The sequence below is a fragment of the Chryseobacterium phosphatilyticum genome (genome assembly GCF_002899825.2).
Classification (GTDB): domain Bacteria; phylum Bacteroidota; class Bacteroidia; order Flavobacteriales; family Weeksellaceae; genus Chryseobacterium; species Chryseobacterium phosphatilyticum.
The window spans coordinates 273,971-289,561 of the sequence record NZ_PPED02000005.1; the positions used below are offsets into that span (position 1 = coordinate 273,971).

The following is a 15,591-nucleotide window of genomic DNA, read 5'->3' on the forward strand; positions in this document are numbered from 1 at the left end:
TCAGATCGCTTTTCTTAATTTTTTATAAAAAGCTTCTTCCAGATCTGCAATGTGCAGCATTGTTTTTGAAAGTTCGTTATAAATATTGCTTTTTGAGTTTCTGTTTTTGTAAACACGGGCAATATCTACTGCAAAATCTCTCCAAAGATCACCAATAGATGTAATTTCTTTTGATAGTTCTTTCAGTTCATCATTTTTAAGGATGACAGAAGCTTCCTGAAGAAATGCTCCATAGATAAATCTGAACCCGCCGCCGCCGGTTCCAATTTCTTCCTGCATTCTGATGAGTTGTCCCAGATAATGATTGGTGACTTTTGTTCCTTTCTTTTCTGCCCATTTCGGGATGCTTTTTGCAACCCATCTCATCGCTCTTACTCCAATAAGAGGTACCGGAGCCAACATATTTTTACAGGTGTCCTTAATCCCTTTTTTAATGGCCTCCTCCAGATTGATGTTTTCCGGAACATAAACAGGATAGTACATATGTCCTTTTGGAGGAAGCGCCCCTTTGGCATATCTTACTTTTTCCAGTTCTGCTTCAGAAAGAGAGGTCACGTAATCCATAACAGGGTCGCTGATCAGGAATTTTCCTTCCTCTTTACCATATACTACAAGGTTATGAGCATTGAAATGAAATTTATATTCTTCAGGAAAATAGGTGAGATTAAAAACACCTACCTGTAGCCCTGTGGGTATATTTTGTTCTAAATTTCTTTCCAGAGCTGCCTGAGCATCTTTGGGGTTTGAAAATTTTTCTCTTTTGATTTTAATTCCTAATCTCTTGGCTGCTTTGCTGAATATAGCACCCGGCATCGGACGATAGCTGAAGCCCGGAGCAAAATTAACCTTTAAAAAAGGCAGATACACAAAGAATAACCCTGAGCCGATCCCGAAGATCATAGGTTCGCTCAGTTTAAGTCCCTTGTTGAGAAGTAGATTAGAAGCAACACCGTTTTCGCAATGCGCAGTCTGATGGTGTTCAAAGTTTAATTTCATTTGCAGCTTATATCTTTTTCATCGGTGTAATGAAATGGACTATTATAAATAGGCCATCTCATTTATTTCCCGTCGAAGTTTTTTAATTCGTTGACTGAAATTCCGAATGCATCGGCATATTTTTTCAGTGCAGTTTCGCTTAGTGTTTTAAAATTTTTGGGTTTAAAATGTCTTTTTACCCTCCATTGCCACATTCCTACATAAGAGGAAAGTACTCCCAGGTCCATTTTATTCAGCTCCATAAAGTAAACGATCGGGCTTACAATATTATTGGCAACATCTTGTCTGGCTTTCTCAATTCTTTCATAAATGAGTTCCATAGATTCATCCAAAGCAGCCTTCTTTGCATCCCAGCCTGTGCTGTTTGCGGTAGTGTAGTTGTCATTTTCATCCGTTACATACAGTACTTCAGTCATGTTGGCGGATTTCAGATTACTTTCGTCCTGAGGTAGATCTTGTTTTTTCATCTAAAGAATGTTTAATTTTTTTAGATTCCAGATGAAATGGGGTTCACCTGTTCTGATTCTCTTAATCAGGTGGCTAAAATAGTGAAAATACATTATATGCAAATCATATGAGGTATGAGGTAGCTATTGCCGTGAAAAAGAGGTAAATCAATGATATTACAATTATTGTTTCAACAAAATCAAACTTTCTTTTTTGCATTAAAAAAATAAAAAGGTATAAAAAAATCCGGTGAGTTAATTTTTATGCTTGAAAAATTAATGATAACTATGGATGATGAGTTTAACTAATCAGGTAGAAACGGATCTTAGAAGCATATTGCCAAAGTTTATCACATGGACTTGTAATAAACAGTCTGTAACAAGTGTCGTATTATAGCAGACTAATGGTCTTAGAATTTGGATTATAATAACTAACAAATAACAACTATGAAGAAGTTTTTTATTTCTGTTTCGCTTTTCTGTATGATAAGTGCTATGGCTCAGAAATTTGACACTCAAAAATTAACCGATGCTCAGGGATATACTTATGAAACGGTGAAGAACGACCAGGCTGGTGTAAGAGTGTATACTTTGAAGAACGGGCTTAAAGTGTATCTGGCCAAAAATGAAGATGCCCCAAGAATTCAGACTTATATTCCTGTAAGAACGGGATCAAATAACGATCCAGGTGATAATACGGGATTAGCTCATTATCTTGAGCATATGGTTTTCAAGGGAACTTCACATTTGGGAACTCAGGATTGGGCTAAAGAAAAAGCCCTGTTGCAGCAGATTTCTGATCTTTACGAGCAGCATAAAGCGGAAAAGGATCCCGCAAAGAAAAAAGAACTTTATAAAAAGATTGATGAAGTTTCTTTGGAGGCATCCAAGTATGCAATTGCCAATGAATATGACAAAGCGATCTCTTCTTTGGGAGCTACGGGTACGAATGCTCATACATGGCTGGATGAAACAGTGTACAAAAACAATATTCCTTCCAATGAACTGGAAAAATGGTTAAGAGTTGAAAAGGAACGTTTTTCAGAATTGGTATTACGTCTTTTCCATACGGAATTGGAAGCAGTGTATGAGGAATACAACAGAGCACAGGACAATGATGGACGTTTGGTAAACTACGCTCTGATGGAAGCTCTTTTCCCGAAACACCCGAATGGACAGCAAACGACAATCGGTACTTCTGAGCACCTGAAAAGTCCTTCAATGGTTGCTATTCATAAGTATTTTGATACATACTATGTTCCTAATAATATGGCAGTAGTATTGGTAGGAGATATTGATTTTGATAAAACTATAAAATTAGTTGACCAGTATTTTGGTTCTTTTAAATATAAAGAACTTCCTATGAAAAAAATGGTTACTGAGGAACCGATGACGCAAATTGTTTCCAAAACAGTAAAAAGTCCGTCTACTCCTAGAATGACTATGGCATGGAGAACGGATTCTTACGGAAGCCAGGAAGCAAGATTAGCAGATGTTGTAGCAGAAATCTTAAGCAACAGGGGAGATGCAGGGCTGATTGACCTTAATATTAACCAAAAGCAGAAGACGCTTGGAGCGGGTGCTTACGAATCACCATTCAAAATGTATGGTTATTTCGGGCTTACTGTAACTCCGAAAGATGGACAAAGCTTTGATGAGGCTAAGAAATTATTGCTGGACCAACTGACTCTTGTGAAAAATGGACAATTTCCGGACTGGATGCTGAAAGCCATTGTCAATGATAAAAAGGTTCAGCGTATGAAAGGATGGGAAACGGCTGACGGATTAGCTACTGAGCTTTACGATTCTTATATCAAGGGAAGAACATGGGAGCAGGAACTGGATGAGATAAACCAGTACGAAAAGATTACCAAAGCAGATATTGTAAAGTTTGCAAACGATTTCTTTAAGGATAATTATGTTGTGGTTTATAAAGAAAAAGGAGTCAATGACAAACTGGTCCGTGTACAAAACCCAGGAATTACTCCGATTAAACTGAACAGAGAAGCACAGTCTCCTTTCTTGAAGGATATTTTAAATACAAAGGTGCCGGAAATCAAACCTGAGTTTATTGACTACAAAACGGCTATTCAAACTTCACAGGTAAAAGACAAAACAGTAAGTTTTGTAAAGAATAAATACAACGAGATTGCTCAGGTGAGCTATGTTTTCCCTTTCGGAACGGATAATGATAAAGAACTTTCTATTGCGGGAACTCTTTTTGAATATCTGGGTACTGATAAATACAGTCCGGAGCAACTGAAAGAAGAATTCTACAAACTAGGAATCAGCTACAGTATCAGAACTTCCAATGATCAGATGATTGTTACTCTAAGTGGCCTTGAAAGCAATATGAAAAAAGGAGTTGAGCTGATGAATCACTGGATGACGAATGTAAAAGCGGATAAAGCGATTTATGCTCAAACGGTAAAGACTATTCTGGAAGCAAGAGCTGCAGCTAAGAAAGATAAGGTGAGAATCATGGGTGCTCTTTCCAATTATGCAAAATATGGTAAAGATTCCAGAATGGCTGATGTGATTTCTAAAGAACGTCTTGAAAGTATTGATGCTACGGAACTCATGAAAAAAGTGAAGACATTAAACCAATATCCTTATCAGGTTTTCCTTTACGGACAAGATCAGTCAGGATTGGAAAAAGCCGTTAAACCTTTTATCATCAATACAAGTCTTCAGCCGGCAAAAGCTAAAGAATATGCAGAACCTGCCACTACCGGAAAGGTATATTTCACCAACTATGATATGGTGCAGATGGAAATGGGGAAAGTAGCCAAAGGAAATCCGGTAAATCTTAACAACTTCGGAAAGGCTAACGTATTTAATGAATATTTTGGAAGAGGATTATCGTCTATCGTTTTCCAGGAAATCAGAGAAAGTAAGTCGCTGGCTTATACTGCATATGTTTCGTATGCTAATGCTTCGGAAAAAGGACACGCCAACTATATTACCAACTACATTGGAACACAATCCAATAAACTTCCTCTGGCTGTTAATGCTATGAATGAACTGATGGTAGAGTTACCTCAGATTCCTGCACAGTTTGAAAACTCAAAAGGATCTGCATTGAAACAAATTGCATCCAACAGAATCAACAGAACAAATATCTTCTTCAGTCAGTTAGCATTGAAGAAACTGGGTGTTGATTACGATATCAGAAAAGATGTATATTCTGAAATCCAGAGTCTGAATTTACCAACCCTAACAGGATTCTACAATACAGAGGTGAAACCTGTACAATACAATACTGCCATCATCGGTAAGAAGGAAAACCTGAATATGGAGTCTGTTAATAAAATGGGAGAATTCCAGGAAGTATCTCTTGAAGAGATCTTTGGATACTAATATTTTATTTTTAACTATAGAAAAGTGGGGCAGAACGCTCCACTTTTTTGTTTAAACAAAGGATTTGGCTGATAGCTTATGTTCCACGGATTTGTATAATGTTTCACGTGAAATATGTTGTTGTTTAAAGATGAAAACCGCAAATATTTCCACGAATATCCACCATCATTTGTACTTTCTTTAATGGCTGGTTTGCCAAGGCTGGGAGTATATCAATAGGAGTGGGCTTTAGCCCACCTGAATAAAGAATAGAATTCATCATCCGGCTTTAGCCAAAACCTAATGATCTTGTACATATTTATATTTTGTTCAGTAAGAAGTATTAACCATTGAAAAACAAAAAGCCGCACAACAGTGCGGCTTCCATTATATTTTCTTTTCACTTTTATGATTCTATCTCCTGAATGAACAGATTGATTTCTGCTCTGATCAATAATTGGCCATTATTAAATGTTTCACAGAAGATATGACAGATGTTTTCAAACTGAGAAATGAGCGAGGCTTTGGAAATGATAGTATCATTCACTTTTGGAAGGGCAAAAATTTCAATTTTTTTGATATTGGTGATAAAGCCTATCACCTTGGTATCTGCCTCCGGATTTTCGAAAAAGCTTTGTCCGAGAATGGAGGAGCACGTTTGTGCAAGATTTTCAATTAATCCGGCTTCCACAAACTCATTGTTGTGAACAAATATATTATCTTCTTTAATTTCAAAGGAAGTCATCACTTTTTCTTTGGTCAGTTCCAGAATATAGTCTGCCATTAACATCGGATCGCGATGTGGTAAAAAGTTGTGTATATTGATGATGTTGTCTTCCTTTATTTCCATTTTCTGTTATTTTACAGCGGTTTTCATTTGAGACTTTGCGATTACATTTCCATTCAGTTTTGTAACGATATCTACCAGGGTTACTCCCATTACTTCATTGAGGATGGTTACCTCTGATATCAGTTGATCTCCTATTTCTGGTAGTATCTCAGCTTCAAAAGATTTGATAGCACCAATGTATCCGGTTGGGGCATCTTTTCCTAGCAGGTAGTATTTGTATCCTGTATGTAAAGCTACGCTCTGTGCCTGATGCTCGATCAGCCCGGAAGCCTGAAACTGTCCGTCCTGAATAAACAGGTTATCTTCTTGTATTTCAAATCCCGAAATAATATGATTCTCCGAATATTCGGATAACTCTTGTACCATGACAAAAGGAAATCGCTGTGGAATAAGGCTTTCAACAAAATTTTTATCGGATGTTGGCAATCTGTTTTCCATTAGCAAACGGTTAATAATGAACAAGAATACGCAAATCTTCCACTTTCAGGGACACAAAGAAGTACTTTTTCTCCTTTTTTCAATGTTCCTGAGTTCATTAATTCTTCCAATGCGATGAAGATTGATCCGGCACCGATATTTCCGACATCAGAAAGATTGTAGAACCATTTTTCCCAAGGGAAGTCCATTCCTTTTTTTGCAAACTCTTCTTTTAAGCCTTCTTTGAAATAGCCGGAAGAGATATGTGCCAAAACGTGATCTATTTTTTCAGGATCCAGATTGTGTTTATCGAAAGAAGATCTCAAACTTTCTGCTCCTTTTACCAAAATATATTTGTCCAGAATTTTAGTGTCCTGCTTGATGGCAAAAATAGATTGTCTCAACCATTCGTCAGAAGGGTAGTCTGCCCATGATTTTAGGCTTCCGTCCTCCTGCTTTTCACACCCGGCATACATACATGCTTCAATCTCGTGGGCATAAGAATAGAAATCAATAAATTCAATTTTTAAAGAGATTCCGTTTTCTCTTGGTTTATTTTCTAATAAAAAAGATCCCGCTCCGTCAGAAAGCATCCATCTCAGGAATTCTCTTTTGAAGGCAATGATGGGTCTTTCTTCTAATAATTTTAAATTTTCAGCTTCGTGGTTGAATTTATCTGCAGTCATCCATGAAGACATTCTTTCGGAGCCTGCACAAACTGCATTCTCCTGTACACCGGCTTTTACGGAAAGGAATCCATAGTTTAAGGCATTCATTCCTGAATTGCAAAGTCCTGTTGAGGTATTAATTTCAATAGATTTTCCGATATTCAGTTCACCATGTACCATAGAAGCATGTGAAGGCTGAATCTGATCCGGGGAAGTTGTTCCTACTGATAATAATTTCATGTCCGCCTTTTTGAAATTTTCGTCAAAAAGTCCTTCTATTGCTTTTGCTGTAAGTTGCGCATTAGTATGCGTAGGATTTCCCTCCTTATCTAAAGCGTAATATCTTGTGGTAATTTTGTTGTTTCTTAAAATAAGCGATCTTGCTTTAGAGGGCGCATCATTGATAAGCCCAAGATAAGTCTCCATTTCATCATTCGCTACCGGCTCATTGGGTAAGTATTTTGATGCTTTTGTTATAAATACGTCGTACATTCTATTTTAAATTAATTCCTTGTAAATATTTTTTCTGCTTTTGTCTTTTAAACCAAAATATAGGGGTTGTGAGAAGGTGTAAGACTAGCACGACAGGTGAGATGATCCATATCGCTGCCATCAAATATACCTTAAAGAATTTTATCAGCAATGGGCGTTTCTCTTTTTTCTTTATAATCAGATTAGACCAAACGGTGAAAATTTTATTCCCTACCTTTTCTACACGTACCAAAAATGCTCTGATTTCAATGGCTCCATTTTTAACAAGTTCCGGCTGCAAGCTGTTCAGATCATTGTTTTTGATGTGTCTTTCTATAATCTCACCATATTTTACAGAGCCTGTAATTTCAGCATGTGAGATTCCTGCTGCAGGAAGTATTCCTGATTTTTCTTTCTGACCAGTTGTCAGCCAGCGAAGAATGGTCAGTACGCTGGTGTAGTTATCGTGCCTGTCTACCAGTGCTATATTTCCGACCAGTTGTGCTTGTAAGTCTCTTAAATATACTTTGAGCTTTTCCTGGGATAACATCCACATATTTCGGGTTCCGGAAATGGTTACTACCGGAGTATCCTTAAGAATACGCTCAGCATAACCACTCTTCAGAAATGAAATAATGGGAATAGATGGTGTGAGATACCATACCTGATACCCAAACAGGATGAGGTCATATTTTTTATTTAAAATTTCTTCCGAAGGAGGATATATTTCTTTAGGAATCTGTAAATAAGACTCTGGGAAAGTATTGAAAAAAACATCACCTGGCCATGGAAAAGGAAAATCTTCTTTTAATTTGATATTATAAAAGGTAATATCATATTCCTCTTTTTTTGCTTCAAAAGGCTTGGCTATATTCTTCACAATATCCTCCAATTGGCCGGTTTGAGAATAATATATTACAAGTATGTTCTTTTTCATGTGATTTCTTTAGTGTTTACAAAAATATGTTTTTCATATTTATTATTTAGCTTTAAATACTTTTAGTGAGTCAGAGCTATATTCAAGTATATAATCTTCATTTTCAAATGAGAGATTCCTTGTGTTGACAAAAATAATAGTTTGAGGAAAAGTCTGAAGACTATCCATCTTAAAATGATCATCTGAAATCAGGAGTACATCAATATTTTTATTCACTTCGGACCTCTCTTTTATATAATGTATTTTTCTTTTTTTTACCAGGTAACTTTGAGCTGCTATTTCTCTTTTATTATCATCTCTGATCCATGAGAAAATTTTCCGGCTTGCCTGATATAAAGTTAATAAAGCATCTTTCTGGCCAAAGTCATCTCCAATATGCAAAATATTGACATCATTGGGAATGTGTTTGTTGAGTTCAAAATAAACAGACTTATTGATTTTAAAGTCATTTTTAACTTCCTGAACGACTTCGGTGTCTTTATATAAATAGCTCAGGAACAGTTTCTTTTTGAAATAATTTTCATCTTCAATTTCAGATCTCAGTTCTGCAAACTTTTCTCTGAAGTAAGCATTGATCTTTTTGGTTCTTTCCGAATAATTTTTTCCAAAACTAAGGTCTTCCTTACTGATTCGGTCACCCACTTTTACAGTAATACTTCCGTCATAGATAATAAAATCACCTTTGGGGAGTACTTCGGAATTTCCATGGATATAAATGGGAAGGATATCCAGACCAAACTGTTCGGCCAAATAAAATGCTCCTTTATGAAAGCGTTTTACATCATTAGTGTAGGAACGCTCTGCTTCAGGAAAAACGACAAGGGAGTATCCTTGTTCAATTTTTTCTTTGAGTTTTTCCATTCCATTTTCTATGCCTTGAGAAACGGGGAAAAAGCCCAATGCACGAACCAGTTTTCCAAAAACAGGCGACTGGTATACCCAATCGTTGACCAGGTAGATGATTTTGTGAGTGGCCATTGCGATGGCTAATGTATCCAGAAAAGAGGTGTGATTGGCAATAATCACTGCGGGTTTGCTGAAATCTTCAGAGGGGTTATTAATAACTCTCTTCTTTACAAATGGATTGGAGTATAATACAGAGGTTAAAAAATGAGCCATGAGCAGTTTAATCACGTCTAATGTTTTTCCCTTAGAATTTTTGACAAAGAAACTTCCGAGTACTGAAAATATAAAACCTCCGAGTCCGTAGTAAAAAAATGAAATGATAGAATTTAAAAACAATCTGAAAGTAATAGGGGAAAGCCCCTTTTTTGCTCTGTTGGTAATCAGTAACCTGAACCAGAAAGGATATAAGGTAGAGGTAATGATAATTACAGAAAACATTCCGATCAAAGCAACCAGTGCCAAAGAATGTAAAGCCGGATGTTTGGCAAAAATCAACGAGCCAATGGAAAGGATTGTTGTGAAGACTGCAAGAATGATTGAGGTTCTGTACGTAGGCAATTCATTTTTCCCTTTGGTATGTTCCTTTTGCATAGCCTGAGTGAGGAAAATACTGAAGTCATCTCCCACACCAAAAACCAGAGTACATACAACAGTGCTGAAAATATTTAATTCCAATCCCAGAAAATAAAGAATTCCGGCAGTGACCACTCCGGTCAAAACAATGGGAAACATGGTGAGAACCGTTAACTCAAAATTTCTGAAAAATATGATAATGGTTAAGATAATGGCCAATAGCGAATAATTGATCAGGGTGCTGAAATCTCTTTTTAACAAGCCTAAGAAATTTTCATTCATTTGCTGACGGTCAATAGCAATGGCATCGTGTTTTTTTTCAACATCCTTTATGAAAGAATCTCTTTTGTTTTCACTAACCTTCACAACATTGGAAACGGTATAAAATCCCTTTTCATTATTCAGAAATTCAGAAATCTGTAATGCTTTTACTTTTTGATACTCTTTGAGCTGTAGTGTAGAATAGTTTTTGTTTAGTGTCTCATTGAAGTTATCAAATGCAGAGCTATTAAACCCAAATCGGGTTCCATTACTGACCAACTCTGATAGGGTTTGACTCTTTTTATTTTGACTCCAAAAAGCTTTCCATTCTTTAATTTTATTTTGTTGATCCTTTTCAGAAAGAACAACGTTTCCTATGGAATTATAACTTAGTATTTTACCTTCTTTCTTTTCTTTTTCAAGGAAGCTACTCAGTTGTGAATTTCTGGCCAGGGCTTCCTCCTCAGAATTTCCATAAGAGATGGTATAAATAGATTTTGAGGTAATGTCTGAAAGTTTTTGAAGCTTGGCTTCACTGATTTTCAGCTCTTTTGGGATATAATTCAATTCGCCAATATCTTCATTGAAACCGACATGTCTGAATCCAAACAGGCAGGCAATGATAATGACAGAACATCCAATAATTAAAGGTTTATTTTTTTCATAGGGATATGAACCAATTCTATCTATAAAATTTGTATGGTGCTTTTCCGTTGTTTTTTTAGGCCTATAAAGCTGAGGAACAATGATCAATGCACTGATGGAAGATAAGATAACGGTGATGGCTGCGAAAAGTCCCAGATCTTTTAGCGCTTCAGAACGAACAAATACCAGACAAAGAAATGAAACGGCGGTTGTTGCACTGCTTAGAATGATAGGTTGGGTAATTTCTTTGTAAAGCTCCTCAATATTATTGTTGTGTTTATAATGAGTAAGAATATGCAGGGCATAGTCTATGGTGATTCCAATGAGAATAGCTCCTACACTTAAGGAGATCGCTGAAATCTTATCTTTAATAAAATATAAAACCAATAAAGCCAGTAATACTGAAAAAACAGTTGGGAGAAAAACAATAACCGGAGTAAGGAAATTCCTGAAATAATAAATCAAAAGAACCAGTAATACTGTCATAGAAATCATTACTGTATTCTGAATATCCTTTTTAATTTGCTTTGCATTGGCAACTGCAATTACAGGAGAGCCAAAATAGCTGATTTCTGTTTTACCCTTAAACTGTGTATTGATATGATCTTTTATCATATTCAGCTGATCAATAAATACTTCGTTTGCCTTGGTATCATTGCTTTTATTTTTCGGATCAATGAAAAGCAACAGATTTTTCCCATCTTTGGTAACAATATAGCTGTCTTCGAGTTTGAAGTCTTTGCTGATATTGAGTGCATTTAATTTTTTAATTCCTAAAAACGTAAGCCCTAAAGGATCTTTTTTGATAAATTCTTTTGTGACCAGACTGGTAGGAGAAACCAATGACCGGTAATTGTTCTCTACCTGTAGGGCAATACTGTCCTTTTGAAGTTTCTGATCAATCTCTTTATAATCGTTTTCATTGAGAAAAAGAGGTAAATTTTGATTGACAAAATCAAACGTTTCTGAAATTTCATTATCATTTACCTTTCCCTGAACTGAACCTATATATTTTTGCAAGGGCTCAATCTTTTGTAAAAAAGTATCTGCTGTCTCAGAAAGCTGAAAGCTGTCTTCCCGGGATTTATTTTCTATGATAACGATGATTTTGTCTGAAAAGTTAAGCTGTCGAAGAACTTTGGCCGTAAGATCAGATTTTTCATTCTTAGGAATAATCTGATTAATATCTTCTTCAAAGTTGATTTTTGAAGCGAAGAAAATACACAAAACAGCAATCCCAACTGCGGTAAGCACAGAGATTATTTTGTTTTTGGAAATCAGATAATATAAAAATATAAAAAAGCGATGCATTGCATGTAAATCAAGTCTGCAAATTTAATTTTTTAAGAGTAAGTTCAAAATACTTAAACAATAAGTTTTGGCTGAAAATCAATAAAATATTCTAGGCAGAATGAAAAATTATTCTATTTTTGCAAATGTTCCCTTTTGACGAAATGTATTTTAAACCACAATTATTATTAAAAAAATAAGAATCTGTTTTTGATATGTTGACAAAAAATGATGAAAAAATAAACGGATTCCTATTTGTAATAATACTCCCGTTTTTGCTGTTTGCGATGTCTTACTATGGGTTTGAATCTTCTTATGTAAGATTGAAAACCATGGAGAAGGCTCCTGACTTTATGTTCTCTTCAGTATATGCTTACAGGGTGATTCCTAATTATCTGAGTGTACATGTTACGGAAGTCGTAACCTTCATTGTAAATAATTACCTTTCATTTCTTAAAAATTTTCTTCTAAAACAAGGAACATTATTTTACCACAGTATTTTTCTGATCAACAGTTTCTTTTTTGTACTGTCTTCAATTATTTTACATTTTATTTTTAAATTAAAATCGGCAGACATCCTTTTAAATGCAAATATTAGAAAGATGATCCACCTTCTAGCCATATTTTTTATCGTTATTGTACAGTATGTTCCTACCAATTGTGATTCTATTGCAATTTTCTTTTATCTTTCGGGAGCATTACTCACATTGAAATACCTGCAGGATCGGAAATTTACCCATTTTATCCTTTTGTGTATAATTGTATTCATTTCTACACTGGTAAGAGAAACCTCATGCCTGAACATTTCTTTTTTTGCAGCGGTTTGTATTGATTTTAAAAAATTGAAGAACAGAGATTTTACTTTCATTAAGGAACTTATATTTCTTGTAATCGTCTTTATCGTTCCCTATGCAGGACTTAGGATGATGATCCATCAGGAGGTGTCTTTTGTTGAAGGAGTTTATTTTCGTGATAATTTCAGCAGCCCTTTTAACCTGAGTGGTCTTTTATTTGGGACGATAAGTTTATATTTCAGTTATCTGTTGTGTAATGAGGAGGGAAGAATGTTGATAAGAAAATACCTGTTTTTTTCCACCCCTTATCTGGTAATGATTGCTATGGTAGGGCTTTTCTGGGAGGTCAGATTATTTATTCCTTTAATTCTTACAGGATTTATATTTACTTCCTATCAATTTAAAAATACCCTACCCATCCAATGAGTTTATTGCATCCTTATTTTATAATTGCGATTATCTATATGATGATCTTTAGTTTTCAGGAAGTTTATTCCGGGAAGACAAATAAAAGGGCGCTTTATATTTTGGCGGTATATCTTGTCATTCTTGCGGGTTTTCGGGATAATGTAGGGCCGGATTATGGTAGTTATGTAGGTATTTATGTGTATTCTGATACGAAGGATTATATAAGTATTTTTCTTGCAGCACTTTCAATAAAAGGTCCACAAATTGTGGAGCTGGAATGGCTTTATGTTTTGATTAATAAGATTATAATCAATGTTTTTGATGCTCCCTTTTATATCCTGACCTTTGTAGTTGCAGCACTTGTAACGTTTTTCAAAACAAAATTTGTTGAAGAAAATACGCACTATCCTTTTACCTTTTTACTCTTTATTTTTATCCCCGGATTTTTTATTGGGGAGAGTGGACAAATCAGACAGAATTTAGGATGTTTCATAGCCTATTATGCAATACGATATATAAAAGAAAGGAAGCTATGGATGTATCTTTTGTGGATTTATCTCGCGGCGGGAATCCATAATGTTTGTTATTTAATGCTTCCGATGTACTGGATAGTCCGGGTTCCATTGAATAAAATATGGATGCTTCTTTTGATTTTAGTCTCAATTTTCTTATCTCCGTTTGAGGTGTATAGGTATTTCGGAAGCTTATTAGGAAGTATGATGTCAGGAAGTACTTTAGTGGAAGGTTTCAACGGTTATGTTGATGAAACCGTGGAGAGATTAAACGGAGGGTTTGGGATTCCGGAAGCCATGTTGGCAATTTCTACCTTTTTCCTTTTTGCATTTGATACCAAAATGAAGGAAAAATACCCTTATTATGAATATCACCGAAATTATACCGTGATAGGAATCTGTTTCTATTTTATTTTTAGAAATAATCCGATTTTTTCGTCCAGATTAACAGGGACCTTCCTTGCATTTGCCTATATTTTAATTCCAAATACAATGTTTGTGGTTTCAGAAGGGATGAGAAGAGCCATACATGCGTTTATTATGGCTCTGGTGATTTTCAATTTTGTAGTATTCTCTAGTTTCAGAAATATAAAAGCAGGTAGATTTACCATAGATCTTTATAAGAATCATATTCTTCCGTAGGGTATTTTCATATTTTATTATTTATGTCTGATCAGAAAAATAGAATTTTAGTTTTAGATGGTTTAAGAGGACTAGCTATTTTGTTGGTTTTCCTTTTTCATGGATATTATATCTGGAGTAAAAACTATCCTTTCGGAGATTCATTTAAAGATAATATCCTTGTGAAATATGGAGATTTAGGTGTTCAACTTTTTTTTCTGATATCAGGATTTGTCATTTTGATGTCGATGGAAAAAACATCCGGTTTTATTCAATTTATTAAAAACAGATGGGTAAGGCTTTTTCCAAGTATGCTTATTTGTTCCCTAATTATCTACAGTACTGCAGTTTTTTTTTATGAAAGACCTTTAGGGATTCCTGGCTTGAAATCTCTGATCCCCGGCATTTTATTTGTTGATGAGGGGTTGTTGGAACGTATTTTTAAAACAGATTTTCCGGTTCTGGAATCATCATTCTGGTCTTTATATATTGAAGTGAAATTTTACCTGATTTTCGGCGCTCTTTATTATCTGTTTAAAAGGAATCTTGCGCTGTTAGGTATTTTTATTATTTATTTGGTGGCGGTGTCGTTTCAGATTTTAGAGTTCCATCATTTACTTCCTATGGGATTATTAAAATTTAAGGCCTACATCGGAAACTTTGTCTATTTCGGATGGTTTGTTTCCGGTGCATTGATTTATATTTACTATAAGGAGAGAGACAGGAGGTATCTGTATGCTTTTGTTATTGCAACAATATGTGCAATGTTCTACATGTATAAACTTCAGGATATGATTAGAAATCTATATCTTATCATCCTGATTCTTATTTTTGTAGGAGCTTTATTCTGGAAAAGAATGGAACGTTTTTTTTCAATGAGACTATTTACTTTTGTTGGTTTTGTAAGTTACCCTATATATCTATTGCACGAAAATATGATGATTTCATGGATGGTGAAAATTGATAAGCATATTCAGGTTCCTTACTGGCTTTTACCCATTATTTCTTTTTCGCTTGTAATTCCTGTGGCATATATTGTTGCTGAATATCTTGAGCCTCCGATTCAGAAAAAATTAAAATCAATTCTTAAAAATGTAAAATAGAAAAGGGGAGTATTTCCATTTTTTATTCTTTTTTGCCTGATTCTAAAAGGTATTTTTTTTTGTTTGAAACTACCTGTATCTTTTTGCCCTGTTGTTTGAAAGATAGGTGGCTTTGTATGTCTTTTTTTCTAAAATCTCCCCAATATGTAGGATTTATAACCTTAAAATTGTTGTGTTTTAAATCATAATGTGTTGTTTATTAGAATTTTATTGAAAATAGTAACTTGAATCTGTTTTTTTATATATTTGCAAAAACTCATTCCCTAACTAAACAGGGATTAAAATATAAACACAACTAAACCATGATGACCAAAAAAATTAGTGAAATCATTCACCCCTATCTTTCTTATGATA

Annotated in this window: 11 protein-coding genes; 4 read left to right on the top strand and 7 right to left on the bottom strand. The window is 35.0% G+C overall.

What is annotated here, in order from left to right; translation table 11 throughout:
• Together darH and DarG are read right to left on the bottom strand one after the other, a co-directional pair.
• Positions 1–996 carry a BtrH-related acyltransferase DarH gene (gene darH / locus C1631_RS19975; protein WP_109713828.1) on the bottom strand — a complete coding sequence of 332 codons (996 nt, stop codon included), beginning with the start codon at positions 994–996 and terminating at the stop codon, positions 1–3.
• Positions 997–1,058: 62 nt separating this feature from the next.
• Positions 1,059–1,463, bottom strand: a complete 405-nt coding sequence (gene DarG / locus C1631_RS19980) for a flexirubin biosynthesis protein DarG (RefSeq protein WP_103247435.1) — start codon at positions 1,461–1,463, stop codon at positions 1,059–1,061.
• 426 nt (positions 1,464–1,889) lie between these two features.
• Between DarG and C1631_RS19985 the strand changes: the two genes are divergently transcribed.
• Positions 1,890–4,802 carry a M16 family metallopeptidase gene (locus tag C1631_RS19985; protein WP_103247436.1) on the top strand — a complete coding sequence of 971 codons (2,913 nt, stop codon included), beginning with the start codon at positions 1,890–1,892 and terminating at the stop codon, positions 4,800–4,802.
• Positions 4,803–5,187: 385 nt separating this feature from the next.
• On the opposite strand, the gene C1631_RS19990 is transcribed toward C1631_RS19985, so the two are convergent.
• Genes C1631_RS19990 through C1631_RS20010 form a run of 5 tightly spaced genes read right to left on the bottom strand, consistent with a single transcriptional unit; the run spans position 5,188 to position 11,763 of the window.
• On the bottom strand, positions 5,188–5,631 hold the full coding sequence (locus C1631_RS19990; protein ID WP_103247437.1) for a hotdog family protein: 444 nt from the start codon (positions 5,629–5,631) through the stop codon (positions 5,188–5,190).
• A gap of 6 nt (positions 5,632–5,637) precedes the next feature.
• Entirely contained in the window at positions 5,638–6,069 is a 432-nt protein-coding gene (locus tag C1631_RS19995; protein WP_103247438.1) for a hotdog family protein, read from the bottom strand.
• The gene (gene darB, locus C1631_RS20000) at positions 6,069–7,208 is read right to left on the bottom strand and encodes a dialkylresorcinol biosynthesis protein DarB (RefSeq protein ID WP_103247439.1); all 1,140 of its coding nucleotides are present in this window, start codon (positions 7,206–7,208) and stop codon (positions 6,069–6,071) included. Before darB ends, C1631_RS19995 begins: the two co-directional genes overlap by 1 nt.
• 1 nt (position 7,209) lies before the next feature.
• On the bottom strand, positions 7,210–8,124 hold the full coding sequence (locus tag C1631_RS20005; RefSeq protein WP_109713830.1) for a hypothetical protein: 915 nt from the start codon (positions 8,122–8,124) through the stop codon (positions 7,210–7,212).
• 42 nt (positions 8,125–8,166) lie between these two features.
• On the bottom strand, positions 8,167–11,763 hold the full coding sequence (locus C1631_RS20010) for an MMPL family transporter (protein ID WP_228441384.1): 3,597 nt from the start codon (positions 11,761–11,763) through the stop codon (positions 8,167–8,169).
• Positions 11,764–12,014: 251 nt separating this feature from the next.
• Between C1631_RS20010 and C1631_RS20015 the strand changes: the two genes are divergently transcribed.
• Genes C1631_RS20015 through C1631_RS20025 form a run of 3 tightly spaced genes read left to right on the top strand, consistent with a single transcriptional unit; the run spans position 12,015 to position 15,237 of the window.
• Positions 12,015–13,019: a hypothetical protein gene (locus C1631_RS20015; RefSeq protein ID WP_103247442.1), complete on the top strand. Its 1,005-nt coding sequence runs from the start codon at positions 12,015–12,017 to the stop codon at positions 13,017–13,019.
• Positions 13,016–14,155: an EpsG family protein gene (locus tag C1631_RS20020; protein WP_109713833.1), complete on the top strand. Its 1,140-nt coding sequence runs from the start codon at positions 13,016–13,018 to the stop codon at positions 14,153–14,155. Before C1631_RS20015 ends, C1631_RS20020 begins: the two co-directional genes overlap by 4 nt.
• A gap of 23 nt (positions 14,156–14,178) precedes the next feature.
• A complete protein-coding gene (locus C1631_RS20025) occupies positions 14,179–15,237 on the top strand; it encodes an acyltransferase family protein (RefSeq protein ID WP_109713834.1) in 1,059 nt (352 codons plus the stop codon).
• The last annotated feature ends 354 nt before the right edge of the window (positions 15,238–15,591 follow it).

Coding starts and splice junctions, on each gene's coding strand:
- darB (WP_103247439.1), bottom strand. CDS start 7,208: ATGTACGACGTATTTATAACAAAAGCATCAAAATACTTACCCAATGAG.
- C1631_RS19985 (WP_103247436.1), top strand. CDS start 1,890: ATGAAGAAGTTTTTTATTTCTGTTTCGCTTTTCTGTATGATAAGTGCT.
- C1631_RS20025 (WP_109713834.1), top strand. CDS start 14,179: ATGTCTGATCAGAAAAATAGAATTTTAGTTTTAGATGGTTTAAGAGGA.
- C1631_RS20005 (WP_109713830.1), bottom strand. CDS start 8,124: ATGAAAAAGAACATACTTGTAATATATTATTCTCAAACCGGCCAATTG.
- C1631_RS20015 (WP_103247442.1), top strand. CDS start 12,015: ATGTTGACAAAAAATGATGAAAAAATAAACGGATTCCTATTTGTAATA.
- C1631_RS19990 (WP_103247437.1), bottom strand. CDS start 5,631: ATGGAAATAAAGGAAGACAACATCATCAATATACACAACTTTTTACCA.
- DarG (WP_103247435.1), bottom strand. CDS start 1,463: ATGAAAAAACAAGATCTACCTCAGGACGAAAGTAATCTGAAATCCGCC.
- C1631_RS20020 (WP_109713833.1), top strand. CDS start 13,016: ATGAGTTTATTGCATCCTTATTTTATAATTGCGATTATCTATATGATG.
- C1631_RS19995 (WP_103247438.1), bottom strand. CDS start 6,069: ATGGAAAACAGATTGCCAACATCCGATAAAAATTTTGTTGAAAGCCTT.
- darH (WP_109713828.1), bottom strand. CDS start 996: ATGAAATTAAACTTTGAACACCATCAGACTGCGCATTGCGAAAACGGT.